The sequence below is a fragment of the Pseudomonas sp. 22072 genome (assembly GCF_052046095.1).
GTDB classification, from domain to species: Bacteria; Pseudomonadota; Gammaproteobacteria; order Pseudomonadales; family Pseudomonadaceae; genus Aquipseudomonas; species Aquipseudomonas paracarnis.
This window is the reverse complement of record NZ_JBQEQE010000011.1, coordinates 149,652-176,088: the sequence shown is the minus strand read 5'-3', so window position 1 is coordinate 176,088 and position 26,437 is coordinate 149,652. Positions and strand designations below refer to the sequence as shown.

The following is a 26,437-nucleotide window of genomic DNA, read 5'->3' as shown; positions in this document are numbered from 1 at the left end:
CGATAACGCGTGCTTCCTGAATGAGCGCGGCGCCTGTGAGTTTTTCGCGAGCGAGCTCGCTCCTACTGGCATTCGGGCAAGCCCCAAGCCCTATCGCCTTTGAATCTGCACCGTAGCAAACGTCGGCTCGTCGCGCGCCTGCTCCAGTGTATTCCTGGGCTGTTGCGGGGCCCGGGATTGCCCCTCTGGCCGTAACGCTGGCGGCGGGTGCAGGCGCATGTCCGAGCGCTCATCGCTGGGCGCAACGCCGAAGAAATCCCGGTAGCACTTGGAAAAATGCGGCGTGGACACAAAGCCGCAAATCACCGCCAGCTCGACAATCGAAATGGGCGTCTGCATCAGCAACTGGCGCGCACGGGTCAGGCGCAGCTTGAGGTAATAGCGCGATGGCGTGCAGTACAGGTGCTTCTGGAACATACGCTCCAACTGGCGGCGGGACACGTGCACGTAGGCGGCCAGTTCGTCGAGGTCGATGGGTTCTTCCAGGTTGGATTCCATCAGGGCGACCACTTCTTGCAGCTTGGGCTGTTGCGTGCCGAGCAGGTGTTTGAGCGGCACGCGTTGGTGGTCGCGCTCGTTTCGAATGCGCTCGTACACGAACATCTGGGAAATCGCCGCCGACAGCGTGTGCCCGTGATCGCGGCCGATCAGGTGCAGCATCATGTCCAGCGGCGCAGTGCCGCCGGAGCTGGTAAAGCGGTTGCCATCGAGCGTGAATACGCTGGAGCTGACTTTGACGCGGGTAAACGCCTCCTGCATCGACGCCATCAGCTCCCAATGCACGCTGCACTGGAAGCCATCGAGCAACCCCGCCTGGGCCAGTGCCCAACTGCCGGTGCACACCGCGCCGAGACGTTTGCAGTACAGGCGCGCCTGGCTGCGCAACCAGGCGATGAGCGCAGGGCTGATAGCCTGTTGAATGCCCACGCCGCCGCACACGATCACCGCATCGAAGCCGCGCTGGTCCTGCGCGCACGCGTCCGGGGTCACCGACACGCCATCGCTGGCCCACACCGGCTGGCCGTCCAGGCTGAGGGTTTGCCAACGGTAGAGTTCTTCGCCCGCCAATTGGTTGGCCATGCGCAGCGGCTCGACCGCACACGACAGCGATATCAGGGTGAATTGGTCCAGCAGCAAAAAGCCGATGGTCTGGCAAACAGGTGCCTCGGTTTCCATCACCGCTACCCCACAGGCGTGATCAGGAATGTTCCAGCGCCACCGGCTTGGGTGCCCGGTTGTGCTGACGCGACGTAACCAGGCCGATAAAGGAAATCACCAACGCCAGGCCAATGGTCGAGGACACTTCGGTGCGGTGTTCCGGCGTCACCATCATCACCCCCAGGGCCAGGCAGATGAATACGATCACCAGGTAAGTCAGCCAGGGAAACAGCCACATGCGAAAGGTCAGTTCGACGTTCTGCCGAAGCAGCAAGCGACGCATACGCAGTTGCGAGATAGCGATGACCAGGTACACCAACAACGCGATGGCCCCGGAGCTGGCGAGCAGGAACTGGAACAGACCGGCCGGCATGAAGTAGCTCAGCAACGTAACGCCCGCACCGATGATGGTGCTGGCGATCACCGCCGCCCTGGGCACGCCCGCCTTCGAGGTGATTTTAAGCGCCGGCGGCGCATCGCCGCGTTTGCCCAGGGAAAACAGCATGCGCGAAGAAATGTAGATCGAGGAGTTCATGCAACTGGCTACCGCGATCAACACCACCACATCGACCATGAATTTGGCGTTGGGGATGTTCATAATTTCCAGTGCGCGCTGATAGGAACCCACGGAGGCCAACAGCGGATCGTTCCAGGGCACCACGGAAATCACGACGGAGATCGACAACAGGTAGAACACGCCAATGCGCCAGATCACCGAGCGCGTGGCCTTGGCGATGTTCTGCGCCGGGTTGCTCGATTCTGCTGCAGCGATGGTCACCGCTTCGGTGCCGATGAAACTGAACATGATGGTAATGAACGCGCCCACCACCGCCGACAGGCCGTTGGGAGCAAACCCGCCGTGTTCCTCCATCAAGCGGCTCAAGCCGCTGGCTTCGCGATCCGGGATCCAGCCCATGAGGACGCTGAAGCCCAGGCCGATAAAGCCGACGATGGCAATCACCTTGGCCATGGCGAACCAGAATTCGAATTCGCCGTATTTGGCCACGCTGAACAGATTGGTGATCACCAGCAAAACGATTGAGATCAACGCAAACAGCCACGCATCAACCTGAGGGAACCACTGGTTGAGCACGTGCCCGGCGGCCAAGGCTTCGATGGGAATGACCAGCACCCAGAACCACCAATACAACCAGCCGATGGTGAACCCCGCCCAAGGGCCGATGGCCTGGTCGGCGTAGGTTGAAAACGAGCCAGTGTCCGGGCGTGCCACCGCCATTTCCCCCAGCATGCGCATGACCAGCACCACCAACAGGCCGGAAAACAGATAAGCCAGCAACACCGCTGGCCCGGCGGCGGCGATCGCGTGTCCGGAGCCGACAAACAACCCCGCGCCGATGATGCCGGCGATGGACAACATGGTCACATGGCGCGGCTTGAAGCCCTGCGCAAGCTGACCGTTGGAATCGTTGCAGTTGAGGCTAGTCATTGTTTTTGTTGTTCTCGGGCGGCCAATGACCTTCACCTTAAGTGCCCGAGGCCAGGCACAAGTAGCCTGGTTACGCCACCATCGTGCCTGATATCGACATGGGGAATAGTGGCATCCTGAAGTAACCGGCGGCGCGCCCTACTCTTGCGCGCTACGTATCAACGACCCGAACAGCTCGCCACGCGGCATCTTGCTCAGCTCGATATCGGCATTTTCAAACCATTCCCGCCCGGCTTCCGGGTGCGGCCCGCTCAGCACCACCACGCCACGTTCGTAGGTATAGCGCGCCGCCGCCACGTCGCCATTGTGGTAGGTCGCGATGACCTTGTAGGACGCCGCGGCGCTGGCTTTGGGAAAATACGGGCCGTCCTGATAGAACACAGAGTCAGGCTGCCCGTCCCACGTCACCTGCACGGCGGCGTCGTCAATGCCGGCCACTTCAAAACCGGGGCGGCCGGCTTCGGTGTCGAGGGCCTGGGGGATCAGGCCGAGGTTGTTGTCGTCGGCCAGGTAGGCGCCCATGCACAGGCCCAGATAGCGGCCGCCTTTGGCGACGTAATCGCGGATGGCTTCGGCACGCGCATCGCCCAGGCTGTCGAGGGCGGCCGGGATGTCCTGGCCACCGCCGGGTTGCACGTAGAGATCGTAGCGCGCCAGGGTTTGCGGGGTGATGTCGATGGGTTCGTCGGCACCGACGAAGTCGATCTGGTAATTGGGGTCCAGGCGCTGCAGGGCGGTTTTCACGTTTTCCGAGCAATCAGGGCAACCTGCCGGGCCACGGTAGATGGCGACATGGGTGATGGGGCCTGCGCCGTGTACGGGTAAAGGATGCAGCGTAGCAACGGCGAGAAACGTGGCAGCGAGGGCAGGCAGTTTCATGGGCTCGGCTCAACGGTCAGTTGAATGGGTTTGATCCAGACGTGGCAGCGCCAAGCCTATAACGGTGAGCCTTTTGAATTCGTGAAGAGTTGTAAATCCAGGTCGGCCAATTATCCACTTCCCAGCATCTGCCACAACGACGCGCCCACGCCAGTAATGCTCTCACCGGCGATCAGCCCCGCCGCTGCCGTGATCGCAAAGCGCTGCGTCACACTTGGCCAGCGACAGCTCACGGCCCAGGTCATGATCGCGCCAAGGGCCATCATCAGCGACACCGACGCAGGCAAGACAAACGCCAGTCCCAAGGCTGCCGCACTGGGCAGATAGCGGGCGCGATGGGTGGGTAATGTGCTGTCGAGTATGCCCAGCAGTACGCCGCACAGGCTTGCAACAGCAATGGCCCAGCGGATGCTGGGTGACAACGAATCCAGCCCGTGGGTCAGGGTTTGGGCCACGGCTTTCCAGGTGGCGACGGCCGGGGCTGGCCATTGTTCGGTGAGCAGCATGGTTTGCGGGTCGGGGATCAACGCCAGGTACGCGAATACGCCGACGATGCTGCCGACAAAAATCCCGAGAATCTGGGCGATAACCTGTTTGTGCGGCGTCGCGCCAATCGCCTTGCCCACCTTGAAGTCATTCATCAGGTCCGTACATTGCCCCGCCGAACCGCCGGCGGTGTTGGCGCTCATCAGGTTGATCGGTACCTGGCCCGGGGCAACGATGCCAAAGCTCAGTTGGGACAGTTGCCCGATGGCGCCAATCGGTGGAATACCGGTTGCCCCCACCACCCGCGCCGCCACGGCGGCCAGGCAGATCGCCAGGGGAATGGTCAGCAGCGCCATCCCAAGGTTGATACCGAACAACAGCGCTTGAAGGCTCACCACCAGCACGATCGCCAGCGCGAACCCCACGGCAGGCCCAGGCTTGGGAACCGCCCAGGGCGTGCCGCCAGCCGCTCGGGTTGAGCGATGCAACGCCCACAGGCGAATCGCCAGGGACGCCAGGGTGGAACACACCATCAGGCTCACCCCAGGCCACAGCAGCCATTCCACCAGCGCGGCAAACTGCGGGCCGCTGCTGTCGGCGGGCAGGCTCACCAGGCCGTTGGCCAACAGCCACGGCCCCAGCCCGCCCCATGCCAGCAAGGCGCCGAGCAGCAGGGTCAGGCCCACGCGGATGCCGATGATGCCGCCGAACCCCAGCAACAGCAGAGAGGGGTCGGCGGTGAAGGTCAGGCGCTCCAACTGGGCGTTCGGCGACCAGCGCGGGAAGGCCCACATAAAGGTATCCACCCACTTGACCAACCCGGACAACAACGCTGCGCCGAGCAGCACTTTCAAGCGCGTGGCGGCTTCGCGACCATGGTTGTAGATGTGCAGCAGGGTCTCCAGGGTGGCCATGCCTTCGGGAAACTTCAGCGCCTTGTCATTGAGCAATGAAGGCCGCAGGTACCACGCGATCCAGATCCCCAGGAAACTTACCGAGAACACCCAGGCGATCATCGGCAGCGCTGCCAGTTGGTTGCCGGTGAGCAAGGTATAAGCCGGGATGGGCGCGACCAGCCCGCCGGAAATGATCGACGCAGCGGCAGAGGCCACGGTCTGGTTGATATTGCTCTCGTGCAGGGTCCACGGCAGGTGTTCAGCGGAACGCCGGGCCAGGCCTTGCCAGAGGCCATAACCGATCAGCAAGGCGATGATCGACATATTGAACGACCAGCCGATCTTCAAGCCTGCGTAGACATTGGAAGGGGTCAGCAGGATGCCCAGCACGATCCCGGTGATAACTGCCCGCAGGCTCAGTTCGCGCTCTACGGGCGCGACTGACGAGGTGGAGTGCATGCAGATTCCTTTCGAGAAAAGCCAGTGCCACCTTTAAGTGAGCGCTGGGAGACTCGAAGGTTCACCTGCCGAAACGGGTTCTGTAGGAGCGAGCTTGCTCGCGAAAAACCCAAAGGCGCCGCGTTCANTCCAGGAAACACGCGTTATCGTTTACGTTTTTCGCGAGCAAGCTCGCTCCTACAGGAGGCGGTGTCGGTGGGCCCGCTATTTGGCGAACGCGTATTCCCCGCCCCGCTCCACCGCCTTGCGGTATGCCGGGCGCGCCTGGAGCTTTTGCAGCCATGCGGCCAAGTTCGGGTAGGCCTGCAATTTGCCCTGGGCCTGGGCGACTTCGCCGATAAAGCTCATCTGGATATCCGCGCCGCTGAGTGCGTCGCCCACCAGGTACGGCGTGTGGCCCAGCACGTCATTCAGGTACCCCAGGTAGTTGGCCAGCTCCGACTCAATCCGCGGATGCAGCGGTGCGCCTGCTTCACCCAGCCGTCCCACATAAAGGTTGAGCATCAACGGCAACATCGCCGAGCCTTCAGCAAAATGCAGCCATTGCACATAGCTGTCATAGGCGTCGGTAGCCGGGTCGGGTTGCAGTTGGCCGTTGCCGTGGCGGCGGATGAGGTAGTCGATGATCGCGGCGGACTCGATCAGCACACGAGAGCCGTCTTCGATCACAGGGGATTTGCCCAGGGGGTGAATGGCCTTGAGTTCAGGCGGCGCCAGGTTGGTCTTGGCGTCGCGCTGGTAGCGCTTGATGTCGTAGGGCAGGCCCAGTTCTTCAAGCGCCCACAGGATACGTTGCGAGCGGGAGTTGTTGAGGTGGTGAACAGTGATCATCGAGGCGACACCTTGGGGGGATTTAAGAGAAGACTACAGCGTAGCGGTGAAGTGCCGCGAATGTGGCCAGGCAGCACCGGCCTGCGCGATCAAATGTGGGAGATGTCGAGCTTTAGCGAGGCTTCGAAGGCTGCGGCATTCACGACATGGATGTTGCCTGATACACCGCTCGAAGCCTGGCCAAGGCTCCACATCTGCCACACTGGACCGGTGGCGCTCAGGCGAGCAACTGATCGATCCACTTCACCTGTTGCACGATCTCCTGCACTTTCTGCTCGGGCACCGCCTGCCGCGCCTGTTCGAGGCTGGCCAATGTCTTGCGTTTCTCGCGCAATATACGTTGCCACTTCGCCAGGAATTCCGGGCTACGCGCCTGCATTTGCAACGGACCGAAGTACAGCTGCTCGGCGGTATAGGTCATCGCCTCGGCGCGTTCGGCGACAATGATTTCGTAGTAGAAGCGGTTTTCCCGCAGCAACTCTTCATGGAGGATCTGGTAGCCGTTCTCCATCAACCATTGACGCAGCGGCTGCTCACCGCCATTGGGTTGCAGGATCAGGCGTTCCCGCCCGTTCAACCGCGCCCTGCCGCTGTCGAGAATGTCGCGGATCGTCTCGCCACCCATGCCGCACAGGCTGACAGCGGTAATGTCATCGCCCGCTTCAATCGCCGCCAAACCATCGGCCAGGCGCACGGTGATGTGCTGCGTCAGGCCATTGTCGGCCACGGTACGGTTGGCCGCCTGAAACGGCGTAGCGGCCACTTCCCCCGCCACGGCCGCCGCAATAGCGCCACGGCGCATCAACGCCACCGGCAGGTAGGCGTGGTCTGAGCCGATATCGGCCAGGCGGGCACCCGCGGGTATGTGCGCGGCCACGCGCTCGAGGCGCTGGGACAAGGTGTGTTCGTTCAACGGTGGTTCCTTAAGAGTGCCCGGAAAATCGATCCCGGCTGTTGGTCAAGTGCAGCACCATGGCCGCCCGTGCGGCGTCCGGGTCCTGGCGCTTGATAGCGTTGTAGATGGCCTCGTGTTCCAGGTTCGCCAACTGCCCCAGTTGGGCAAAGTCCGCGCCGCCGCGCTCGACGGCATTCACCTGGGTGCGCGGAATCATCGCCGTGCCCAGGTGCTGCATGATGTCGGTGAAAAACGTATTGCCGGTGGCTTCGGCGATCAGTTGGTGAAAGCGCTTGTCCTCCTCCACACAGCTGTCGTTGTTGGCCAGGGAGGCTTGGTAGTCGTCCAGTGCCTGGCGCATGTGGGCCAATTGCGCGTCACTTCTGCGCAGCGCGGCCAGGGCCACCGCTTGCACTTCCAGGCCCAGGCGCAATTCGAGCATGTTGCGCACGCTGGCGACCGTGTCCACATGCAGGCGCAGGCCCGGCTGCGTGTGCTGCTCCAGCACAAAGGTGCCGATGCCGTGACGCGTCTCCACCAGCCCCGACGCCTGCAGCTTGGACAAGGCTTCACGCACCACGGTACGGCTCACCCCATGCTCAAGCACGATGGTGGATTCGGACGGCAGTTTTTCACCCGGCTTGAGTTGCCCCAACTGGATGCGCTGGGTCAGTGCCTCGACCACACCTTGGGCCAGGTTGGCGGAACGTTTACGCACAGGCGGTGTGCTTTTAATCGGCATCGAAACGGGTCCACGGGGTTGGGCTGGAGGGAGCTTATCACCCTGAGCGCACGGGGCGACGGGTGGTGGCGAAAAACATCCAACTTGTATGACAACATACTCATCCCACATCACCAGACTCTGTCTTCGCTTTGAGAGAAGCCCACACCCCGAGCCGTCACCAGCGGAGCAAAATCCAATAAAATCTGGCAAATAACCAAAATAGCCAATCTCAATACCGGCTTATAAGAACAAAAACAGCCCTCCCAGGATTGCGGCGTTCAAAAAACAACTTGTATGATGTCTGTCAACAAAACACCAAACCCGCATAAAAATAATCAGGGGGAGTTTTCATTCGTGAAGCATTCAAGCCCAGCATCTGCCGTACCCGAAAGTGATTCAGCGCTCGCCCGCGCCGTGAGCAAAGTGAAGGGCCATGTGCTCCCACTGTTCGTGGTCATGTTCATCCTCAACTACATCGACCGGGTCAATATCGGCTTCGTGCGCACGCACATGGAGCATGACCTGGGAATCGGCGCAGCGGCCTACGGCTTCGGCGCCGGGCTGTTCTTCATTGGCTATGCACTGTTCGAAGTGCCCTCCAATATGCTGCTGCAAAAAGTCGGCGCCCGCATCTGGCTGACCCGCATCATGTTCACCTGGGGCATCGTCGCCACGCTGATGGCGTTTATCCAGAACGAAACCCACTTCTACATCCTGCGTTTCCTGCTGGGTGTGGCGGAAGCCGGGTTCTTCCCTGGCGTGATCTATTACTTCACGCGCTGGTTGCCCGGTGTGGAGCGTGGCAAGGCCATCGCGATCTTTCTCAGTGGCTCGGCGGTGGCGTCGTTGATCTCCGGGCCGTTGTCGGGTGCGTTGTTGCAGATCGAAGGCTTTGGTTTGCATGGCTGGCAATGGATGTTCGGCATCGAAGGCCTGGCCTCGGTGGCGCTGGGCTTCTTCGTGTGGTTCTGGCTCGACTCCAAACCCCATGACGCCAAGTGGCTGAGCCGCGAAGAGCAGGATGCGCTGGTGGGCGCTATCGATCAGGAACAGCGTGATCGCGAAGCCCTGACCACGGTGAAACCCACCCTCGGCAAGCTACTCAAAGACCGCCAGATCCTGCTGTTCTGCGCTCTGTACTTCTGCATTCAACTGACGATCTACGCCGCCACCTTCTGGCTGCCGAGCATCATCAAGAAGATGGGTGACTTGAGTGATGTGCAGGTCGGTTTCTTCAACTCGATCCCCTGGCTGATCTCGATCATTGCCATGTACGCCTTTGCGTCGCTGTCGGGCAAGTTCAAGTTCCAGCAGGCCTGGGTCGCGGCGGCCCTGCTGATCGCGGCGGCCGGCATGTTCATGTCCACCACCGGCGGGCCGATCTTCGCTTTCGTGGCGATCTGTTTTGCGGCCATCGGGTTCAAGTCTGCGTCGTCGCTGTTCTGGCCGATCCCCCAGGGCTACCTGGATGTGCGCATCGCCGCCGCGGTGATCGCGCTGATCAACTCCATTGGCAACCTGGGCGGTTTTGTGGCGCCGACTACCTTCGGCTTTCTCGAACAAACCACCGGCTCGATCCAGGGCGGGCTGTATGGCCTGGCCTGCACCTCGGTGCTCGCGGCCATCCTGGTGTTCTTTGCCAAGACCTCACCCTCTGCCGTACCGGCCGTGCCCAGCGGCGCCGCCATCAGCAAACCTCTTTGAACTCAGCCAGGAACTTGCCATGAATACCCCTGTAGTCACTCACTTCCAAGTCATTCCCGTCGCCGGCCACGACAGCATGTTGCTGAACCTCAGCGGCGCCCACGGGCCCTACTTCACGCGCAATATCGTCATCCTCAAGGACAGCAGCGGCAACACTGGCGTGGGCGAAGTACCCGGCGGCGAGCGCATTCGCCAAACCCTGGAGGATGCCCGCAGCCTGGTGATCGGCCAGCCGATTGGCCAGTACCAGCGCGTTCTCAACCAGATGCGCAGTACCTTTGCGTCTCGAGACAGCGCGGGCCGAGGCCTGCAGACCTTCGACCTGCGCATCACCATCCACGCCGTCACCGCCATGGAAGCCGCCCTACTCGACTTGCTTGGCCAATTTCTTGAGGTGCCGGTGGCCGCCTTGCTTGGCGAAGGCCAGCAACGCGATGCGGTGAAGATGCTCGGCTACCTGTTCTATGTGGGGGATCGCAACGCCACAGACCTGGCCTATCGCAACGAGGCCGATGCCGACGATGAGTGGTTCCGCCTGCGTCATGAAACAGCCCTGACCGCCGACGCGGTAGTGCGCCTGGCCGAAGCGGCCAAGGCCAAATATGGTTTCAACGATTTCAAGCTCAAGGGCGGCGTATTGAGTGGCGACGCGGAAATCGAAGCCGTCACCGCGCTGGCCGAAAGGTTTCCCGATGCGCGCATCACCCTTGATCCCAACGGCGCATGGTCGCTGAAGGAAGCCATCCGCCTGTGCCGCGACCAGCATCATGTGCTGGCCTACGCCGAAGACCCCTGCGGCGCAGAAAACGGTTATTCAGGCCGTGAAGTCATGGCCGAATTCCGCCGCGCCACGGGCCTTAAAACCGCCACCAACATGATCGCCACCGACTGGCGCGAAATGGGCCACGCCATCCAGTTGCAATCGGTGGACATTCCCCTCGCCGACCCGCACTTTTGGACCATGCAGGGCTCGGTGCGCGTCGCGCAAATGTGCAACGAGTGGGGCCTGACCTGGGGCTCGCATTCCAACAACCACTTTGATATTTCCCTGGCAATGTTCACCCAGGTGGCGGCGGCCGCACCGGGCGAGATCACCGCCATCGACACCCACTGGATCTGGCAGGACGGCCAGCGCTTGACGCGGGAGCCGTTGAAGATTGAAGGGGGCTATGTGAAGGTGCCGGCCAAGCCTGGCCTGGGTGTGGATATCGATATGGACGCGGTGGCCAAGGCTCATGAACTGTACAAAGGCATGGGCCTTGGAGCCCGGGATGACAGTGTGGCGATGCAGTTTCTGATCCCGGGTTGGGGCTTTGATAACAAGCGGCCTTGTCTGGTGCGGTAAATCGGCTTTAGGAATGCTCAGCGCAATTTGAGCGTGACGCAAAAAATCCGATGCCCAAACAGGCATCGGATTTTAGTCAGATCAGAAGCTTAGCTGTTTGACCTCTGGCACGTCTGCCAGAGGCCCCTTTTGCGCTACTGCCGATTGGCGATCTCCAGATCCGCCTCTTCCTGCTCCAGGCCAGCGAGATCAGTGCCATTGATCATCGGCCCATAACGGCGGCTGAACTCCCAGTTGTAGGGCACATGGTCTTTGTTGATCCCGTTGTCCCAATTCACCGACCAGGTCATCAGGCCCTTGATCGACAATCCTTTGTCGTGCAAACGCTTGAATGTATTGGTCACGGCTGTCGGGTTGACTACATAACCGGTGGCAGCCGCATCGACGTTGGCGGGCAGGCCAATGACGAACTTGTCGGCAGGGATTTTGGTAAACCCGCGCGTTCCGCTCACCAGACTTTCGGTGAGGTAAAACAGGAAATCCTCCTTCATCGCGTCGTTGTTCTGGGCAATCCAGGCGCCGTTGCCATTGTTGACCTCCTGCACCCAGATGCCGTCGCCCCCCTGGTTGTAATACTGCGGGGCGATGAAGTCGTAATAGCCTTCCAGCGCCTGGATGTAACCGACGTATTTGCCGGCGGTGGTGAGGTACGGAAACTCCGGCGCCATGCTGATGATGAAGTGTTTGCCTTGAGCCGCGTAGTGGTCCTTGACCAGCTTCAAGGCGGCGGGCAGGACAGTCTTGTTGTCGGCGAAATCAATCGCGCTCTGTTCAAGATCGATATCCAGGCCATCAAAGCCATAGGTTTCCACCAGGCGGATAATTTCGCTGGCCAGTGGCTGTTCGTTGCCTTTATGCAGTTCGATGTGTGCATCGGCGCCGCCAAGGGAAATCAGCACCGCCCTGCCCTGGCTGTTCAGCACGCCCACCTGGCGACGAAACTCGGCATCGGACAGGTTGTACGGTTTGAAGGTTGGGATACCGTTGCCCTTCATGAAGGCCACGGCCACCACGTTGTAATCCTTTGGGACATCCACCAGGCTGATATTGGCGAACTGGCCACGCTGGTAGCCATCGCTCGGGCCGGCAGGCCAGTTGTGCCAGAAGCCCATGAGGATCTTTTTGCCGGCAATGCTCGGCATCAGCGAAGCGGCATCGTTGAGCGGCGATTGCAGTGAGGTAAAGTCAATCTTTGACATGTTCTAATCCTTCAGAACGTGTGGGTTTAACGGCGCGGGCTTATTTGAAGTCCACATCGAAGGCTTGATAGAAGGCGTTGCCGGTGTTGGCGACGATCCACATCAACACAATCACATGCTGGCCCTTTTTGTGGGTCGGCAGTTTCACTTCATGATTGACCTTGGCCTTCAGTTCGCCTGCATGGCTGTAGTACGGCACCTGGGCATAGAAGTCTTCAGCGAACGGCTGGGTTTCCAGTTGCGCGCGGGTGATGCGCTGTTTCGGATCCCAGCCATCCTTGGTGATCAGCCAGCGATAGCCACGGGTGGTGTGCGGCGCGGTGTATGCCCAGGTGACCTTGAAGGTCTGACCCGACTCGACATTGAGCAACGGCCAGGTGAAGGCGCGGCCAAGTTTCTTGGCCATTTCCTCGTGGGTGAAGTTGATGCAGTCACGGGCATCGGTCTTGCCACCGCTGAGGATGACGCCGTCGGCGGGTGGGGTGACGCTGTCACTGTCGGTTTGATAAGGCGCCGGGAACGGACCGGCCGTCAGTGCCGGGAAGTTCTTGCCGCCTTCCATTTCATTGACCTGCCAGGTCTCCAGCAGGCCGAGATCCACGGCGACTGCGCCACGGCTGGAAGGGGATGTGACACGCCCATGGCGAAGAGGTGTCTGGGTTTGTGGTTTGTTCATGTTGTGACTCCATTGATTTGATTAAGAACTCTCCTTTCTTGAAGGAGAGGACCTCAACCTAACGGAGTGGCTTTTTTTTGCCACAGGCCCATTTTTCACTCATTTTCGGTTCATGAGCGCGCAGACCTGCAAATACTGGATATATAAACAGTACTATAGGGAAACCCTTACGCTTCCAGAGGTCGATTTCCTACAAGACCATGCGCATTTCAATACAGCTTCTCTGTACCGATGGCAGCCGTTTTTTTAGGGGGGGTCGCAGTAATCGGTCGCACCGTCAGTTCCACCCCCAATGCCAGCATCAGCTTCTGGACCGTCTCATAACGCGTCTTTGAGCCGCCTTTCAGGGTTTTATACAGACTCTCCCGATTCACCCCCGCCGCTTCGGCAACCTTGTTCACTCCCTGGGCCTTGGCAACCTCGGCCAGCGCCTTCATAAGGACTTGCGGGTCATGGCACGCCATGCTTTGCGCAAGATAGGCACTGATGGTTTGCGGGCTATCAAGGAAACGTGAAGCCTCATAGGCGCTGGTGCCGGATGTATCCAGCTCGAGGATCGGCATGTCCTCTGGTTTGAATGTTGACTGACTCATGTCATTGACCTCTCAGGGCATCAAGAATCTCTTTTGCCCGCTTGATTCCTCGTTTCTGGTCGGTTTTATCGCCTCCCCACAGCATCAGGTAAGCGGTGATGCCCGTGCGCACAAAGTAAATCCTGTAGCCGGGCCCGACAAACACACGCATTTCACTCATGCCATCGCCTACAGGCTGGCAATCGCCAAAATTGTTTTCTTCGGCTCGATCCAGGCGGATCAGTACAGCCGTCTTACCCCACACATCCTTCATACCGTCGAGCCATGTATCGAACTCGGGCGTCCTGCCGATCGTATTGGTCACAGATTCAAATGTAGCCTACTGGCTACTCCTTGTAGATGCCAGTGAATTTTTAATGTCGGTGTGCACCGCCAGAAAAAATCCTAGTCCAGCCGCCGCGCAGGCAGCCGAGCAATACTATTAGCGCTTGTGTCCTCAAGACCGAAACGTTGCGTCGCGACTGAGGCATCCTCTCTGTAGGAGCGAGCTTGCTCGCGAAGAACGTAAAGATAATGTGTTCATCCAGAATGAACGCGGCGCCTATGGTTTTTCGCGAGCAAGCTCGCTCCTACAGGGAGTGAGTGAGTGGGCCGGCGTTGATGTAGACCCGTCCTACAGCAAGCTGCACCACCTTGCTCCATTGCCTACAGTTGCGTCAGAATCCGCCGGCTTGTGCGCTTGGATGGGCGTCTCTAAGGTGGCTCGGTCGCTGACAACTCAGTGATCGGGTTTAGTAGCCCGAGGGTCAATTACATTTAGTGCATGAGCTTCATCTATCAGACGTTCCTGTCTGTGCCTGATGGTGGCTGTGCGTAGGGCGCCTTCGGGCGCGCCGGCTTTGTGTAATTCCCCGGTCTACTAACCTGCGTACAGCTGCCACCCTTTCGTTTAGTAGCGAAACGGTGTCGGCCCCATTCAGGAATTACGCATATGTACAAAGTCACCCCAAACCCTCCAAACGATCCAAACCTGAAGCTTGATCAGGCAGCCCGTCGTGCGATCGATCACGCCCTCAACCCCAACGCCGAACCCTCTCCTCCACCCTCGACACCGCTGTTCAGCGTTGCCGACGATGCCAGCAATGAAATGCTCATCGCCAATAGCTATGAAACCTTTTCCTCAGTAACCGCCCTGCTGCTCGACCTGTCGGATGAACTGACCGGTAAACAGCGCGACGTCGCGTTGGCGATTCATCAGTTAAGTGAGCTGGGAATGTTGTTGGTCGATAAGTTGATGGAGCGCGAGGCGGCTGTAGCAGCTGGCTAAACGTTCAACACGCCCAAAAAAAGCCGAGCCGTCGCGCCCCAAGACGACTCGGTTTTTTTTTGCCAAAGCAGGGGTTGACCTTAAAGCGAGGTTTAAGGTGAGCATGCACCAACCGACAGGATTACTGGACTCTGGATCATGCTCAAAACCCTTATTTCTTTTGCGTTGGTAGCGATAGGTGGCGCGCTTATGACATTTGCACAGGCTGAACCCGGCCCTTCCACGGCCGCTGCAAACAATCGCCAGATCCTGGTGATCATGACCAACCACGCCAGCTACCCCTCAAGGCCCGATACCACGGGCCTGTGGCTGACAGAGCTTACGCATTTCACCGAGGTCGTGGAAGCGGCTGGCTACACGACGGTATTTGCCAGCCCCAAAGGAGGTGCTGTGCCTCTGGACGAGCGCAGCCTCGGTTGGCTGTACATGGATAAGGCGGCGCGTGAACAGTTGCAGTCCCCGGCCTTTCGCGCCCGGCTGCAAAACACGCTGCCCATCGCCAATGTCGATCCGTCGCAATTTCGCGCGATCTACTTCACCGGCGGCCACGGTGTCATGTGGGACTTCCCTGGCAACCTCGACCTGCAACGTGTCGCCCAAACCATTTACAACCAGGGCGGCATCGTCTCGGCCGTGTGCCACGGTGTGGCGGGCCTGCTGGATCTGAAGGATGAACAGGGCAACGCGATCATCAAGGGCAAAAACATCACCGGCTTCTCCAATCGCGAAGAACTGCTATCGGGCATGAAGCGTGAGGTGCCGTTCTTGCTTGAAGACCGGCTGCTGAGCCAAGGGGCGCGTTACCGCAAGGGCTGGGTGCCGTTCACCTCATTTGTCATCACCGATGGCCGCCTGATCACGGGCCAGAACCCGCAATCGCCCAAGGCCGTCGCACTCGCCGTAATAACCGAGCTGTCCCACGAACGATAACGCCTAGCCCCTCTCTGGAGAAAACCGATTGAACATTCCAAGCGCCATTTTAACCGGATTGCTGCTCACCCCTTTTGCCAACCTTGCGTTGGCCGGAACGCCCGAGATGCCCAGCCCCAACGACACAACCCACATCGATATCGCCGGCCAGCAGGTGCCCGTCGTCAAGGGTGGCTTGTACGACCGCTTTCGCTCCAACCCGCCGTTGTCGGTGGTTGCAGCAGAATTACCCGGGGTTGATTTAAGCTGGTTCAAAGGGTTGCAAAAGCACAAGGTCGACATCGGTTTTGAATCCTACTCGCCCAATTTTTACTACCAGAACAGTCGGGTAACAGCAGTCTATACAGCCGACATCGATAAGCTTCGGGCGTTGATGCCACCGCAGGTACTGGCCGCCGTGCAGCCCTTGCAAGTCTGGCCGGGTCGCGGGCTGATCGCGTTTACTGCGTACACCTATGAGCATTGCGATAACGACGCCTATAACGAAGTCGCCGTGTCGATCATCACGAACAAACCTGGCAAAGCCAACCTGGGCCCCTTTACGCTGGTGGGCCAGTCGATGTCGCAGGACTTTTGGGGCTATGTGCTCAAGCTGCCGGTGAATACCGAGCTGGCGCGGGTGCGCGGGGTGGTCGGTTACAACCTGCCGAAATGGCTGACCGGCATTGATCGCAAAGAGGATGGGCACTCGGTGGTGTATGACATTACCGATAGCAAGACCGGCAAACTGGACGTGTCGTTCAAGGCTAAAAAGCTTGAGAAGCTGTCCCGTGATATGGACCTGGTCACCAGCAGTTTCACCAATCTCGATCACCACGGCCAACTGGCCTATGGGTATGCGGTTTCCCGCCAGCTCAGCCATGGCTCCAGCCGTGACGCAGACTCAGCCACCCTCACGCTAGGCGATGGCAGCCTGTCCGATTACCTGCGCGACCTCAAGCTGGGGAAAATGGTGAAGTACGAATACGTACCCGAGTTCCAGAGCGCACTCTATGCGCCAGAGCCGCTCGTCAACCTGATTGGCGAACGCTGAACCTCGTGCGCCGGTCAGGCCCTCGGGGCCCGGCGGGCGCTTTTTTTTGTGGATGAGGCTGGAGCGCCCCCTTCCTCGCGCAGACGGTTTATCAGCATCTGCGCATTCTCGGCACAGGCCATGCCCTCGGGCTTGCCTTCGATGCCCTTGATGACGTTCAGCAACTGCGCCTTGTTCTGGGCCAGCCGTTGTTGCAGAACCTCGATTTCCTCGACCTTGTGCTTGAGCCCGCTGAGCAGCTCGTCATGCTGCCAACCACCGGCACTGCGGGGCATTAACTGCCGGATTTCTTCCAGAGAGAAACCGGCTGCCTGGGCACCCTTGATGATCTCCAACACCGCCTCGGTGCCGGGCGTATAGTCCCGATAGCCGTTGGATTTACGCTCAACCGATTGGATCAGACCGCTCGCCTCGTAGAAGCGGATGCGTGAGGCCGCCAACCCGCTGATTTTTGCCAACTCGCCTATTCTCATGTACCACCCACAAAAAACCATTGACCTTAAAGTTGACTTTAAACCTAAAGTCATTGGGCGGCCAAGGCGGCAATTGGTAGGCGGCGCGCTTGCCAGACACGCATGGGCCGCAGTGGGTCAATCCAGCGCCATGATCGCGATTCGATCAGGCCATCATTTCATTTGGGAGAGGCGAACATGGGCTACGTCACCACGCGAGACGGTGTTGAAATTTTCTACAAGGACTGGGGCCCACGCGATGCCCAGGTCATTTTCTTCCATCATGGCTGGCCACTGAGCGCAGATGATTGGGACGCGCAAATGCTGTTTTTCCTGGGCGAAGGTTACCGGGTCGTTGCCCACGACCGGCGTGGCCACGGGCGTTCCAGCCAGGTCTGGGACGGGCACGATATGGACCACTATGCCGACGACGTTGCGGCGGTGGTCGAGCACCTGGGTATACAAACTGCGGTGCATGTCGGTCACTCCACCGGCGGCGGTGAAGTGGTTCATTACATCGCCCGCCACGGTGAAGAGCGCGTCTCGAAGGCCGCCATCATTAGTGCCGTCCCTCCTTTGATGGTCCAGACCCCGAGCAATCCTGGTGGCCTGCCCAAGTCAGTGTTCGACGACTTGCAGGCGCAGCTGAAAGCCAACCGCGCACAGTTCTATCAGGACGTTCCCGCCGGACCTTTCTACGGCTATAACCGCCCAGGCGCCAAGCCGTCCGAGGGCATCATCCTGAACTGGTGGCGGCAAGGCATGATGGGCTGTGCCAAGGCGCACTATGACGGGATCGTGGCGTTTTCCCAGACCGATTTCACCGAAGACCTGAAGAGCATCCAGATTCCCGTATTGGTCATGCATGGCGACGATGATCAGATCGTCCCCCATGAAAATGCCGGGGTGCTGTCCGCCAAATTGTTGAAAAACAGCACGCTGAAAATCTACCCGGGCTTCCCGCATGGCATGCCTACTACCCATGCCGATACGATTAATGCGGATTTGCTGGCGTTTATAAGGAGCTGATTGATTATTGGGGGGGCGGGTGACCGCCTCCCCTCTACCTGAACCGCTCGTTTCAGGTCATGCTGCGTCCTTCATTTCAAGGACGATAAAAACAATGAAAGCCCCCCTCGCCGCCCTGCTCCTGATCAGCCTGACTGGGCCTGCACTCGCCAACGACCCCATCGGTTTCCAAACCACCACCATCCGTGACACTCACAACATTCGCCCACTGGAAATGGCCGTGTGGTACCCCTCCACCAGCACCGCCCAACCCAAGCTGATCGCTGACAACCTGGTGTTCATCGGTGTGCTTGCGGTGCCTGATGCCGCACCGACGCCCGGTAAACATCCGGTGGTGGTGCTCTCCCACGGCTACGGTGGCAATTGGGGCAAGCAGGCGTGGTTGGCCAGTGCGCTGGCCCGGCAGGGGTATATCGTGGCGGCAGTGAATCACCCTGGCACCACCAGCCAGGATCGCAGCGCGCAAGCCGCCGCGCAGTTGTGGCAACGGCCCAAGGATTTGAGCCGGGCCATTGATGCGCTGCTGGCGCAGGCCACGCCATTTGGCGCGGCGGATAGTGGCCGGATCGCGGTGATAGGCCATTCCCTGGGGGGCTGGACGGTCATGGAGAGCGCGGGGGCGCGTTTTGACCCGGCGTTGTTTGCCCGGGACTGCGACGCCCATCCGACGTTGGTGGCGTGCAAGGCTTACCGTGAGATGAACCCTGAAGGTACGCCGAGCGGGAAGGCTCAAGTGGCCGCGGACTTGAGCGACAAGCGCGTGACCGCTGTGGTGTCTCTGGACTTGGGCCTGTCGCGCGGCTTTACTGATGCGAGCCTAGCGGCATTGCCGGTGCCGGCGTTGGTAATCGCTGCCGGTGTGCCGTCAGCGGATTTGCCGGCGCAAATGGAATCGGCTGACATGGCCAAGCGGCTGCCAAAAATGTCGACTCAGTACGTGGAGATCCAGGACGCCAACCACTTCAGTTTTATGTCTCAGTGCAAACCGGGCGCGGCAGCGGTGCTTGACGCTGATGTGCCCGGCGACAGCATGATTTGCCAGGACGGCGAAGGCGCGCGGCCACGGCCCGTGATCCAGCAGCAAGTGATCACGCTGATCAGCGAGTTCCTGGCGCGCTGAACCGGTAGTATCATCCGCGCCTTTCCCCTTCAGGCAACGAAACATGAACCGCCAGAAAAAACTTCAGCAGCTCTTCAAAGCCAAAGCGAAAAAGGCCAGCGCCAAGCTGGCGCCTAAAAGCAAAGACAAATACATCAGCAAGGCGGACCGTTTGAAGCTGGCGACCGAGGCCGGCCAAGAGCCGGTCACGGCTGTCGAGACGCCTGCTGAGTAAGGCGCATGGCTGAAGGGGTTGCCGCTTCATATTTGCCCCAGATACGCCGCAGATGCCGCGCAGAACCAAAGCCTGCGCGCTCGGCGATGGCTTCAATGTCCAGGGCCGACTCGGCCAGCAGTTCACGGGCTACGGCCAGGCGCAGGCGGTGCAGATAGTCCAGCGGGCTGGTGCCGACATGCTCCTGAAACAAGCGCGCCAGGTGGCGACTGCCGGTACAGGCCAGGGCCGCCATACGGGTGACCGTCCAGGTTTCACAGGGCGCGGCGGCGATGGCGTCTTGCACACGATGCACCGCCGGGTGCAGGTGATTGCGCCCGGTTATCCAGGGCGACAACTGCGGGTCGCTGCCGCTGCGGCGCAGGTACACCACCATGTCTCGCGCCACCGCGCACGCCAGCCGTGGCCCGGCCAGTTCGGCAACCAGGTGCAACATCAGGTCGATACCCGCTGTGACACCGGCGCTGCAACTGACCGCGCCATCGGTGACGTACAGGCGGTTTTCCAGAACCCGGGCCTTGGGGGCGAGGGCCTGCAGGGTGGCGCACAGAGAATGGTGCGTGGTGCATTGGCGCCCATCGAGCAGCCCGGCCCTGGCGGCACTCAATGCGCCGGCGCACACGCACACCAGACGCTCGGCCGAGGGCGCGACGACGTTTTGCAGCCACTGGGTGAGCTGATGACTGGCCGATTCGAAGGCCTTTTGGTGGGCTTTCGACACGTTCATCGTGGAGCCCACCAACACCACCAGCGTACCGGGGGCCAGGGTCGGCGGCAGCGGCGCCAGCCCCATCAGCGGCAAGCCGATGGAGGTGTGCAGCGTTGCCACCGGGCTGACGTATTGCAAGTCGAAATCCACCGCCGCCGGGTCGTCGACCTGCGCGGCCAGGCGCAGTACTTCGGCAGGCCCGGCCAGGTCGAGCATCAGCACGTTTGGCAATAGCACGAACAGCACCGGTACGCTCACCGCTTCACTCCGCCAGTGCCTGGGCGACCGTTACGATGCGGGCGAAGCGGTCATCGAGGACCAACTCCGTGCGTTCGCGAATCTCAGCCGGCGTATAGACCCGGCCGCTACGCACGTGGGTCATCGGGAAGGTCAACGTCGCCTCGCTGACAAAATCCACCTTGAAGCCGCTGTCCGCAGCGTGCCGCGTTGTGGTCTCGCAGCATTGCTCAGTGCGGATGCCGCTGATGATCAGCGTGGTGACGCCCATTTCCACCAACCGAGCGGCCAGTGGCGTACCGGCCAAAGCACTGTGGTAGCGCTTATGGATCACCAGTTGCGGCTTGATCGACAGCTCGCTCAATGCCCTGACGTTGCCCGATTGCATGGAGAAATGCCCTTGGTCTTCAACATGGAAGACTTGTATCACCGGGATGCCGCGCTGAACACAGCCATCGATGAGGGCCTGCTGTTTTTCCAGATAGTCGGGCAGGTCATTTTCGGACCAATAGGTTGAATGGCGGAATGAATGTTGCGCGTCGATCACGATCAGGGCTTTATGGGTCATGGACAGTCCTTGTGGCTTGCATCAATGGGTAAACGATGCACGCCATGGTAAGGACCACCCACAGTGCGCGACAGACGCAAGGCAGACTACTTCAGGACGGATTCGGACATGTCACCGGGCACGCCATGGCACAACGGCTGCCGGGTTCGAAGCCATGGGCGTACTCGTCCGCCAGGATCGTTTCCAGACGCGAATCAACGTGAGGCGCAAAGCCCAGGCGCCGATAGAACGGAGCATTCCAGGGTACATGCACGAAGGTGGTCAGCGTCACCGCACGCAGGTGTTGGGCGCGGGCATGATCTATCGCCGTTTCCACCAATCTGCGCCCCCAGCCCTGGCCTTGGAGCGGCTGAGCCACTGACACTTCATGGATATGCAGGTCGTCGCCAAAGCGTTCTGCGCTGAGGAAGCCTTGAGGGTGATCGTGGTGATCAACCACCACCCAACAGGTCGATAGCGCGATCCACTGCCGATGGCACTCGACGCCGATCGGCGCGGCATCCGCCAGCCAAGCCAGCCCTTCGATTGCGCGAAATGCCTGGGCTGCGCTCTGCTCGATGGCGGGCAACAAACCGGCATCTTGCGCGCGCGCCAGGCGAATGTGGGTGGACTGCTCAGCAGCCACTCAAGGCCACCTGGGGCCGTTCGCCCGCAAAGAAGAAGGGCCGCAGGCGCACGCCCACGCCGTTACCGATAAAGGCCGCCACCAGCCACACCCAGCCATGCAGGCTGCCCGAGGCGATGCCACTGAAGTACGCGCCGATGTTGCAGCCATAGGCCAGGCGCGAACCGTAGCCAAGCATCAGGCCGCCGATCACAGCCGCGATCAACGAGCGCGCTGGAATATTCAGGCTGGGCGCGAAACGCCCGGCCAGGCCAGAGGCCAGCAGCGCGCCGAGGACAATGCCGATGTCCATGACGCTGGTGATGTCTTCCCACACCGGTGCAGCCAGGGCCTTGGCATTGCCCGGCATCTCCCAGAATGCCCAGCTGGCAACGTCCACGCCCAGCCCGCTCGCCACCTTGGCGCCCCACAGCGCGAACGCCGAGGTAATGCCCCACGGCCGCCCAGCCAAGGCCAGGGTGGCGTAGTTGAGCAGCGCCAGGCCAATCGCGCCCCACACTAACGGCCATGGCCCACGCAGAAAGCGGCGTAGCCCTTGGTGCTCGCTTTGCACGCCTTGTTCAAGTTGACCATAGCGACGTTTTTCCAGGCGCACGGTCACCATAGCAATCAGCGCGAACACCGCCAGGCTCAGGACCAGCGCCGGCAGCACACCGAAACTTTTGACAATGGAAACCGCCGGGAACGATGGCAGTGCAAACCACCAGTCGACGTGATGGGTGGCGATCAACGAGCCACAGATAAAGAACAGCAGTGTCACCAACATCCGCGCATTACCGCCGCCGACGGTGAACAAGGTTCCCGACGCACAGCCGCCGCCCAGCTGCATGCCGATCCCGAAGATAAACGCCCCGAACACCACCGACACACCCGCCGGCGCCACCAGCCCCACGACCGGCTGACCGAACAAAGTGCCTGCGCCCAGCGCCGGGAAAAACAGCAGCACCGCCACCGCCAGCATCACCATCTGCGCACGCAAGCCAGCGCCACGCCGATCATTGATAAACACGCGCCAGGCCGAGGTGAAACCGAAGGCTGCGTGATAGAGCGTCAGGCCCAGCGCGGCGCCGACCACCAGCAGCAACACCTGGCGTGCGCCAACCATGTTCTGCAGGAACAGCGCGCCCGCCACCAGGATGATAAAGGCAATCAGTGGCGCGACGGGCTTGCGCACGGGCGTCAGGGAAAGAGACGTGCTCATGGGGTTCTCGATTGGTTGGAAGGAGGCAAGTATAGCCTCAGAAGGAATTTGATCAGGTGGGGCATTACCGAAAGGATCATCGTTTGAACCACCGCTTTCGCAGCCTCGCTAAAGCTCGACAGCTCCCACAGGGGATCGGTTGTGTATGTGGAATCACGCTTTGCAGGCCCATCGCGCCAAACACAATTCTCGACAGCAACACCGTCCAAATGTGGGAGCTGTCGAACTCCAGCGAGGCTGCGATGGCGGCGGCACAGGCAACCTCTTCATCGCCTGAACCACCGCTATCGCAGCCTCGCTAAAGCTCGACAGCTCCCACAGGAGATCGGCGGTCTATGTGGAATATCGGTTTGCAGGGCCATCGCGCCAAACACGACTCTCGACAATAACACCGCCCAAATGTGGGAGCTGTCGAGCCCCAGCGAGGCTGCGATGGCGGCGGCACAGGCAAAATCTTCAGCGCCTGAACTACCGCTTTCGCAGCCTCGCTGAAGCTCGACAGCTCCCACAGGGGATGGAGGACTGACTAACCCAGGCTGATCGACTTCCACGCTGCTTCAGCCAGCAGTTCGCGGTATTCAAATGGGTTCTTTTTGACCTTCGCCGACAACCACGCACGCGAATAACTTTCCGCCGCGCCAATGATCAGCGAAGGGATCAGCTCGGCAGGCAAGTGACTGAAATGCTCCTTGCGCCCTTCCCCGCTCATCCACTCCTTCAACTGTTGGTTGCGCTGTTTATTGCGTGCAAGCAGCTCGTCCTTGAACGGGCCGCTGGAGACGGCAAAACGGCTTTGGAACACGAACCGCGCCCAGTCCGGCTGTGCGGTCACCCATTCAACGTAGCTGTACACCAGCCCGACGACGCCTGCGTGGGCGGTGTCCGCTGCTTGCAGATAGTGGTCACGCAGACTGGCCTGGTCCTCCAGCGCCGCAAAGAACAGCGCAGCGACCAACCCTTCTTTATTGCCGAAGTGGTGATAGATAGCGCCCACGCTGGTGTCGCAGCGCGCGCGAATGGTTTCGATAGAGGTCGCCTCGATGCCCACCTCGTTAAAACACGCCAGTGCTTCGCGCAGGATGATGCGCTTGAGGTCGCTGCGCCTGCCGGGGAAGGTGCGCTCGATGAGATCGATGGAGTGCATGGAGGAACGCCAAATCAAAACAGTTTATAGGCTGAACGACCGGCAGAGAAAGCTCAGGTTGACAGTCGTGGAATCAACAGAATATTGTTCCGTTACAGAATATTATTCTGCAAATGACCCTTGAGGATATTCCGATGAGCCAAGCCCTGAGCATGTTCAATAGCGTAGGCCCCGCCGCATTCAGCAACCTGGCGTGCCAAATGGCACCCTACTTCAGCACCATCACTCCCGAGATCGCGGAGCTCAAACCCAACCATGCGGTGGTCACCGTGCCGTTTCGCAAGGAAATCACCAATCACCTGGCCTCGGTGCATGCCATCGCACTGTGCAACGCCGCCGAACTGGCCGGCGGCATGATGACCGACGCGTCGATCCCCGCAGGCGCACGCTGGATTCCCAAAGGCATGACTGTGGAATATCTGGCCAAGGCGAAAACCGATATCCGCGCTGTTGCCGATGGCAGCGCTATCGATTGGCAAACCGCCGGAGACAAGATCGTGCCGGTGGAGATCTTCGATGCGAGCGGCGTCAAGGTCTTCACCGCCCACATCACCATGAATGTGAAGCTCGCTTAGACACAATCGTTCAACAGACTACAGGTGCGCCGTCTGCCGGCGGCGTGTCCCGTACATTCGTAAAATCAAGAATGACCGTAAACCGTTGCTGCTCGCGGATCACCTCAATCTGCCAGCCCAGCTTTGCGCACAACTGCCGCATCAACTGCAACCCAAGCCCATATCCAAAATCATCGGACTCCTGCCGCGGCTTGACCTCACTGATGTAATTGGCAATCACCAGCCGGGGGTATTTGAAACTGATATCTACCGTGCCCTCTTCCGCGTATTGCAGCGCATTGCGCAGGAAGTTGCCGATCACGATACGGCACGCCGTAGGGGGCAGCCGGCAAGGTTCGTTGTGGATGTCGATGCTTAGCTCAATATCCCGGTGACCGATCAGGTAGCGGTGCCTTTCAATCAGTTCGCCAACTACTTCGCTCAGATTAACGTCTTCCTCGGGCAACGACTCTGGACGTTCGCGGCTCATCCACAGCAATGTCTCGGCGATGAGCTGCATATTGAGCACCGAGCGTTCTACGCGCTGCAACGAGGGTGGTAGCACACCACCCGATTGCAGGGCCAATAATTCGATATTGGCCTTGAGCACCGCCAGCGGCGTGCGCAGTTCATGGCTGGTGTAGCGCAACAAGCGGCCTTCACGCTGGCTGGCGGCCTGCACTTGCACAACACTTTTGGCCAGGGCATCGGCCAACATATTGAACTCCTTGAAGTTGAAACCCGGCCGCTCGCTGGCCAGGGCGTCAGGATTGTTCAGGGTGCTGGACCATTGGATCAGACGTCCCAGCGGACGCACCAACCACCACACCAACAGCGCGATGATAATCAGCGCCGGCACGAATACGGCCAGGCTGATGAGCTGGACGCTTTCCAGTACCTGGTCAAAGTAGGCGTCGGACAATGGCGTCTCGACCTCACCCCCTACCTCCTTATCGTGGTCGATGTCATACATGTAGAGGGTTTTGCCGTCGCCCAGAGGTTGTTCGAGAACGATATGGAACGGCGCCTCGTCGTCATCGGAATAGAGATCGCCGAAGATATTCACCGCACCAAAGGACAGGCTCGGCGGTGCATTCAGCAACTCGCGCACGTCCTGCGGCAACGCCTCCTTGCCGATGACGCTGGTGTAGTAGTAATTGTGCGGCGTCGGCGTGGTCGGGTCCTGTTTGTAGTGCCGGAGAAAATACAGGGCTTCCTCCTCCATCATCGCGCTGGCGGTGTAGAACAGGCCGCGCACGGTGAATTCAGGTAGCAGCCTGCTATAGATCACCAGCACCACCGCAATCAGACACAGGAAACTGCCGCTGATTACCCACTTCAGGCTCAGGCCGCTACGCATGGGCCTTTACCTGGATGCCGACACCCGCCAGGGTATGGATCAATGGCCGGCCAAAAGGTTTGTCTACCGTCTTGCGCAGCCGATGCATATGCACTTTGAGCGTATTACTGTCGGGCGGCTCATCGCCCCAGATTTTGCTTTCCAACCGCTCCCTGGGAACAGGCTCGGGGCTGGCGCGCATCAAGTGCTCCAGCAAGGCCCAGCAAATGGGTGACAGATGCAGCTCCTGCCCTGCCCGGCTGACTTTGCGGGTGGTCAGCTCCATGACCAAGTCGTCCACTTGCAGGCGGCTGGTCTGGCCGCTGCGCCGCAGGCTCAAGGCGCGAATCCGCGCCACCAGCTCGGCAAGCTCGAACGGCTTGACCAGATAGTCGTCGGCTCCTGCAGCAAAACTGGCGAGCTTGTCGGGCAACGCATCCAGCGAGGTCAGCATCAGGATGGGGGTCTGGATGCCTTGCTGGCGTAAGCCTGCGCACAACTGCTGGCCGTTCAGTCGCGGCAGCATGATGTCCAGCAGAATGACGTCGTAATGCTGGTTGAGCGCCAGGTTGAGCCCGGCCTGGCCATTGCTGGCGTGATCGCAGACGATACCGCTGATCTCCAGGTACTCGATGACAGTGGTGGCCAGGTCCAGGTTGTCCTCGACCAGCAGCAGATGAATATGCACGGAAAAACCCTCGGGCAGATGGTGCTCAGCGGTGT

Annotated in this window: 27 protein-coding genes and 1 pseudogene; 9 read left to right on the top strand and 19 right to left on the bottom strand. The window is 60.1% G+C overall.

Going from position 1 to position 26,437, the window contains the following annotated elements:
• Nucleotides 1-90: 90 nt before the first annotated feature.
• The 7 genes from ACTJLA_RS14150 to ACTJLA_RS14120 form a co-directional block, all read right to left on the bottom strand.
• A complete protein-coding gene (locus ACTJLA_RS14150; RefSeq protein WP_054896289.1) occupies nt 91-1,176 on the bottom strand; it encodes a GlxA family transcriptional regulator in 1,086 nt (361 codons plus the stop codon).
• Nucleotides 1,177-1,198: 22 nt separating this feature from the next.
• Nucleotides 1,199-2,605, bottom strand: a complete 1,407-nt coding sequence (locus ACTJLA_RS14145) for an amino acid permease (protein WP_034126190.1) — start codon at nt 2,603-2,605, stop codon at nt 1,199-1,201.
• A 138-nt stretch (nt 2,606-2,743) separates the two neighbouring features.
• Nucleotides 2,744-3,484 carry a BPL-N domain-containing protein gene (locus ACTJLA_RS14140; protein ID WP_314549927.1) on the bottom strand — a complete coding sequence of 247 codons (741 nt, stop codon included), beginning with the start codon at nt 3,482-3,484 and terminating at the stop codon, nt 2,744-2,746.
• A gap of 110 nt (nt 3,485-3,594) precedes the next feature.
• Entirely contained in the window at nt 3,595-5,325 is a 1,731-nt protein-coding gene (locus ACTJLA_RS14135; RefSeq protein WP_259038136.1) for an OPT family oligopeptide transporter, read from the bottom strand.
• A gap of 204 nt (nt 5,326-5,529) precedes the next feature.
• Entirely contained in the window at nt 5,530-6,156 is a 627-nt protein-coding gene (locus ACTJLA_RS14130; RefSeq protein WP_034126187.1) for a glutathione S-transferase family protein, read from the bottom strand.
• A gap of 217 nt (nt 6,157-6,373) precedes the next feature.
• On the bottom strand, nt 6,374-7,069 hold the full coding sequence (locus ACTJLA_RS14125) for a tRNA (adenine(22)-N(1))-methyltransferase (RefSeq protein ID WP_314549921.1): 696 nt from the start codon (nt 7,067-7,069) through the stop codon (nt 6,374-6,376).
• 10 nt (nt 7,070-7,079) lie between these two features.
• On the bottom strand, nt 7,080-7,793 hold the full coding sequence (locus tag ACTJLA_RS14120) for a FadR/GntR family transcriptional regulator (protein ID WP_034126185.1): 714 nt from the start codon (nt 7,791-7,793) through the stop codon (nt 7,080-7,082).
• Nucleotides 7,794-8,129: 336 nt separating this feature from the next.
• Here ACTJLA_RS14120 and ACTJLA_RS14115 point away from each other — a divergent pair, with 336 nt between their 5' ends.
• Together ACTJLA_RS14115 and gudD are read left to right on the top strand one after the other, a co-directional pair.
• A complete protein-coding gene (locus tag ACTJLA_RS14115; RefSeq protein ID WP_054921658.1) occupies nt 8,130-9,479 on the top strand; it encodes an MFS transporter in 1,350 nt (449 codons plus the stop codon).
• Between the two features lie 19 nt (nt 9,480-9,498).
• Nucleotides 9,499-10,824 (top strand): glucarate dehydratase, encoded by a 1,326-nt coding sequence (gene gudD / locus ACTJLA_RS14110; protein ID WP_072447976.1) that lies wholly within the window; start codon nt 9,499-9,501, stop codon nt 10,822-10,824.
• A gap of 197 nt (nt 10,825-11,021) precedes the next feature.
• Here the strand turns inward: gudD and ACTJLA_RS14105 are convergent.
• The 4 genes and pseudogenes from ACTJLA_RS14105 to ACTJLA_RS14090 form a co-directional block, all read right to left on the bottom strand.
• Nucleotides 11,022-12,023, bottom strand: a pseudogene (locus ACTJLA_RS14105) (chitinase); the annotation flags it as partial.
• 40 nt (nt 12,024-12,063) lie between these two features.
• Nucleotides 12,064-12,699: a lytic polysaccharide monooxygenase auxiliary activity family 9 protein gene (locus tag ACTJLA_RS14100; RefSeq protein ID WP_200584443.1), complete on the bottom strand. Its 636-nt coding sequence runs from the start codon at nt 12,697-12,699 to the stop codon at nt 12,064-12,066.
• A gap of 209 nt (nt 12,700-12,908) precedes the next feature.
• Nucleotides 12,909-13,292 (bottom strand): addiction module antidote protein, encoded by a 384-nt coding sequence (locus ACTJLA_RS14095; protein ID WP_056785934.1) that lies wholly within the window; start codon nt 13,290-13,292, stop codon nt 12,909-12,911.
• 1 nt (nt 13,293) lies between these two features.
• Nucleotides 13,294-13,596, bottom strand: a complete 303-nt coding sequence (locus tag ACTJLA_RS14090) for a type II toxin-antitoxin system RelE/ParE family toxin (RefSeq protein WP_054896297.1) — start codon at nt 13,594-13,596, stop codon at nt 13,294-13,296.
• Nucleotides 13,597-14,223: 627 nt separating this feature from the next.
• On the opposite strand from ACTJLA_RS14090, the gene ACTJLA_RS14085 reads away from it, so the two are divergent.
• The 3 genes from ACTJLA_RS14085 (at nt 14,224) to ACTJLA_RS14075 (ending at nt 16,522) form a co-directional block, all read left to right on the top strand.
• Complete coding sequence (locus ACTJLA_RS14085) at nt 14,224-14,559, top strand: DUF6124 family protein (RefSeq protein WP_089041995.1); 336 nt, start codon at nt 14,224-14,226, stop codon at nt 14,557-14,559.
• A gap of 189 nt (nt 14,560-14,748) precedes the next feature.
• Nucleotides 14,749-15,489, top strand: a complete 741-nt coding sequence (locus tag ACTJLA_RS14080) for a type 1 glutamine amidotransferase domain-containing protein (protein WP_034126180.1) — start codon at nt 14,749-14,751, stop codon at nt 15,487-15,489.
• A 106-nt stretch (nt 15,490-15,595) separates the two neighbouring features.
• A complete protein-coding gene (locus ACTJLA_RS14075; protein WP_034126376.1) occupies nt 15,596-16,522 on the top strand; it encodes an acetoacetate decarboxylase family protein in 927 nt (308 codons plus the stop codon).
• A gap of 14 nt (nt 16,523-16,536) precedes the next feature.
• Here ACTJLA_RS14075 and ACTJLA_RS14070 read toward each other — a convergent pair whose 3' ends face one another.
• Nucleotides 16,537-16,995 carry a MerR family transcriptional regulator gene (locus ACTJLA_RS14070; RefSeq protein WP_034126375.1) on the bottom strand — a complete coding sequence of 153 codons (459 nt, stop codon included), beginning with the start codon at nt 16,993-16,995 and terminating at the stop codon, nt 16,537-16,539.
• 177 nt (nt 16,996-17,172) lie between these two features.
• Between ACTJLA_RS14070 and ACTJLA_RS14065 the strand changes: the two genes are divergently transcribed.
• The 3 genes from ACTJLA_RS14065 to ACTJLA_RS14055 all read left to right on the top strand — a co-directional run bounded on the left by ACTJLA_RS14065 (nt 17,173) and on the right by ACTJLA_RS14055 (nt 19,337).
• Nucleotides 17,173-18,003, top strand: a complete 831-nt coding sequence (locus ACTJLA_RS14065; RefSeq protein WP_032896079.1) for an alpha/beta fold hydrolase — start codon at nt 17,173-17,175, stop codon at nt 18,001-18,003.
• Between the two features lie 94 nt (nt 18,004-18,097).
• The gene (locus ACTJLA_RS14060; RefSeq protein WP_314549894.1) at nt 18,098-19,123 is read left to right on the top strand and encodes an alpha/beta hydrolase family protein; all 1,026 of its coding nucleotides are present in this window, start codon (nt 18,098-18,100) and stop codon (nt 19,121-19,123) included.
• 43 nt (nt 19,124-19,166) lie between these two features.
• On the top strand, nt 19,167-19,337 hold the full coding sequence (locus tag ACTJLA_RS14055) for a DUF2986 domain-containing protein (protein ID WP_069558568.1): 171 nt from the start codon (nt 19,167-19,169) through the stop codon (nt 19,335-19,337).
• Here ACTJLA_RS14055 and ACTJLA_RS14050 read toward each other — a convergent pair.
• The 5 genes from ACTJLA_RS14050 to ACTJLA_RS14030 all read right to left on the bottom strand — a co-directional run bounded on the left by ACTJLA_RS14050 (nt 19,309) and on the right by ACTJLA_RS14030 (nt 23,821).
• Nucleotides 19,309-20,304 (bottom strand): GlxA family transcriptional regulator, encoded by a 996-nt coding sequence (locus ACTJLA_RS14050; RefSeq protein ID WP_314549888.1) that lies wholly within the window; start codon nt 20,302-20,304, stop codon nt 19,309-19,311. The two genes, ACTJLA_RS14055 and ACTJLA_RS14050, sit on opposite strands and share 29 nt — an antisense overlap.
• Nucleotides 20,305-20,308: 4 nt before the next feature.
• Nucleotides 20,309-20,851, bottom strand: a complete 543-nt coding sequence (locus tag ACTJLA_RS14045; protein WP_200584447.1) for a cysteine hydrolase family protein — start codon at nt 20,849-20,851, stop codon at nt 20,309-20,311.
• A gap of 91 nt (nt 20,852-20,942) precedes the next feature.
• A complete protein-coding gene (locus ACTJLA_RS14040) occupies nt 20,943-21,476 on the bottom strand; it encodes a GNAT family N-acetyltransferase (protein ID WP_198790809.1) in 534 nt (177 codons plus the stop codon).
• Nucleotides 21,466-22,677 (bottom strand): YeeE/YedE family protein, encoded by a 1,212-nt coding sequence (locus ACTJLA_RS14035; RefSeq protein ID WP_103299821.1) that lies wholly within the window; start codon nt 22,675-22,677, stop codon nt 21,466-21,468. The genes ACTJLA_RS14040 and ACTJLA_RS14035 overlap by 11 nt, the downstream gene beginning before the upstream one ends.
• 526 nt (nt 22,678-23,203) lie before the next feature.
• The gene (locus ACTJLA_RS14030) at nt 23,204-23,821 is read right to left on the bottom strand and encodes a TetR/AcrR family transcriptional regulator (RefSeq protein WP_054896303.1); all 618 of its coding nucleotides are present in this window, start codon (nt 23,819-23,821) and stop codon (nt 23,204-23,206) included.
• A gap of 134 nt (nt 23,822-23,955) precedes the next feature.
• Here ACTJLA_RS14030 and ACTJLA_RS14025 point away from each other — a divergent pair, with 134 nt between their 5' ends.
• The gene (locus ACTJLA_RS14025) at nt 23,956-24,396 is read left to right on the top strand and encodes a hotdog fold domain-containing protein (RefSeq protein ID WP_314549877.1); all 441 of its coding nucleotides are present in this window, start codon (nt 23,956-23,958) and stop codon (nt 24,394-24,396) included.
• Nucleotides 24,397-24,406: 10 nt separating this feature from the next.
• Here ACTJLA_RS14025 and ACTJLA_RS14020 read toward each other — a convergent pair whose 3' ends face one another.
• A complete protein-coding gene (locus ACTJLA_RS14020) occupies nt 24,407-25,735 on the bottom strand; it encodes a sensor histidine kinase (protein WP_294164944.1) in 1,329 nt (442 codons plus the stop codon).
• Nucleotides 25,728-26,402, bottom strand: coding sequence for a response regulator transcription factor (locus ACTJLA_RS14015; RefSeq protein WP_034126172.1), 675 nt, complete (start codon nt 26,400-26,402; stop codon nt 25,728-25,730). The genes ACTJLA_RS14020 and ACTJLA_RS14015 overlap by 8 nt, the downstream gene beginning before the upstream one ends.
• Between the last annotated feature and the right edge of the window lie 35 nt (nt 26,403-26,437).

Excerpts from the sequence above, each read along its gene's own strand:
- ACTJLA_RS14135 (WP_259038136.1), bottom strand. The coding sequence starts at position 5,325 with ATGCACTCCACCTCGTCAGTCGCGCCCGTAGAGCGCGAACTGAGCCTG.
- ACTJLA_RS14070 (WP_034126375.1), bottom strand. The coding sequence starts at position 16,995 with ATGAGAATAGGCGAGTTGGCAAAAATCAGCGGGTTGGCGGCCTCACGC.
- ACTJLA_RS14030 (WP_054896303.1), bottom strand. The coding sequence starts at position 23,821 with ATGCACTCCATCGATCTCATCGAGCGCACCTTCCCCGGCAGGCGCAGC.
- ACTJLA_RS14035 (WP_103299821.1), bottom strand. The coding sequence starts at position 22,677 with ATGAGCACGTCTCTTTCCCTGACGCCCGTGCGCAAGCCCGTCGCGCCA.
- ACTJLA_RS14085 (WP_089041995.1), top strand. The coding sequence starts at position 14,224 with ATGTACAAAGTCACCCCAAACCCTCCAAACGATCCAAACCTGAAGCTT.
- ACTJLA_RS14120 (WP_034126185.1), bottom strand. The coding sequence starts at position 7,793 with ATGCCGATTAAAAGCACACCGCCTGTGCGTAAACGTTCCGCCAACCTG.
- ACTJLA_RS14065 (WP_032896079.1), top strand. The coding sequence starts at position 17,173 with ATGGGCTACGTCACCACGCGAGACGGTGTTGAAATTTTCTACAAGGAC.
- ACTJLA_RS14025 (WP_314549877.1), top strand. The coding sequence starts at position 23,956 with ATGAGCCAAGCCCTGAGCATGTTCAATAGCGTAGGCCCCGCCGCATTC.
- gudD (WP_072447976.1), top strand. The coding sequence starts at position 9,499 with ATGAATACCCCTGTAGTCACTCACTTCCAAGTCATTCCCGTCGCCGGC.
- ACTJLA_RS14055 (WP_069558568.1), top strand. The coding sequence starts at position 19,167 with ATGAACCGCCAGAAAAAACTTCAGCAGCTCTTCAAAGCCAAAGCGAAA.
- ACTJLA_RS14130 (WP_034126187.1), bottom strand. The coding sequence starts at position 6,156 with ATGATCACTGTTCACCACCTCAACAACTCCCGCTCGCAACGTATCCTG.
- ACTJLA_RS14140 (WP_314549927.1), bottom strand. The coding sequence starts at position 3,484 with ATGAAACTGCCTGCCCTCGCTGCCACGTTTCTCGCCGTTGCTACGCTG.
- ACTJLA_RS14145 (WP_034126190.1), bottom strand. The coding sequence starts at position 2,605 with ATGACTAGCCTCAACTGCAACGATTCCAACGGTCAGCTTGCGCAGGGC.
- ACTJLA_RS14075 (WP_034126376.1), top strand. The coding sequence starts at position 15,596 with ATGCCCAGCCCCAACGACACAACCCACATCGATATCGCCGGCCAGCAG.
- ACTJLA_RS14045 (WP_200584447.1), bottom strand. The coding sequence starts at position 20,851 with ATGACCCATAAAGCCCTGATCGTGATCGACGCGCAACATTCATTCCGC.
- ACTJLA_RS14095 (WP_056785934.1), bottom strand. The coding sequence starts at position 13,292 with ATGAGTCAGTCAACATTCAAACCAGAGGACATGCCGATCCTCGAGCTG.
- ACTJLA_RS14100 (WP_200584443.1), bottom strand. The coding sequence starts at position 12,699 with ATGAACAAACCACAAACCCAGACACCTCTTCGCCATGGGCGTGTCACA.
- ACTJLA_RS14060 (WP_314549894.1), top strand. The coding sequence starts at position 18,098 with ATGAAAGCCCCCCTCGCCGCCCTGCTCCTGATCAGCCTGACTGGGCCT.
- ACTJLA_RS14150 (WP_054896289.1), bottom strand. The coding sequence starts at position 1,176 with ATGGAAACCGAGGCACCTGTTTGCCAGACCATCGGCTTTTTGCTGCTG.
- ACTJLA_RS14080 (WP_034126180.1), top strand. The coding sequence starts at position 14,749 with ATGACATTTGCACAGGCTGAACCCGGCCCTTCCACGGCCGCTGCAAAC.
- ACTJLA_RS14020 (WP_294164944.1), bottom strand. The coding sequence starts at position 25,735 with ATGCGTAGCGGCCTGAGCCTGAAGTGGGTAATCAGCGGCAGTTTCCTG.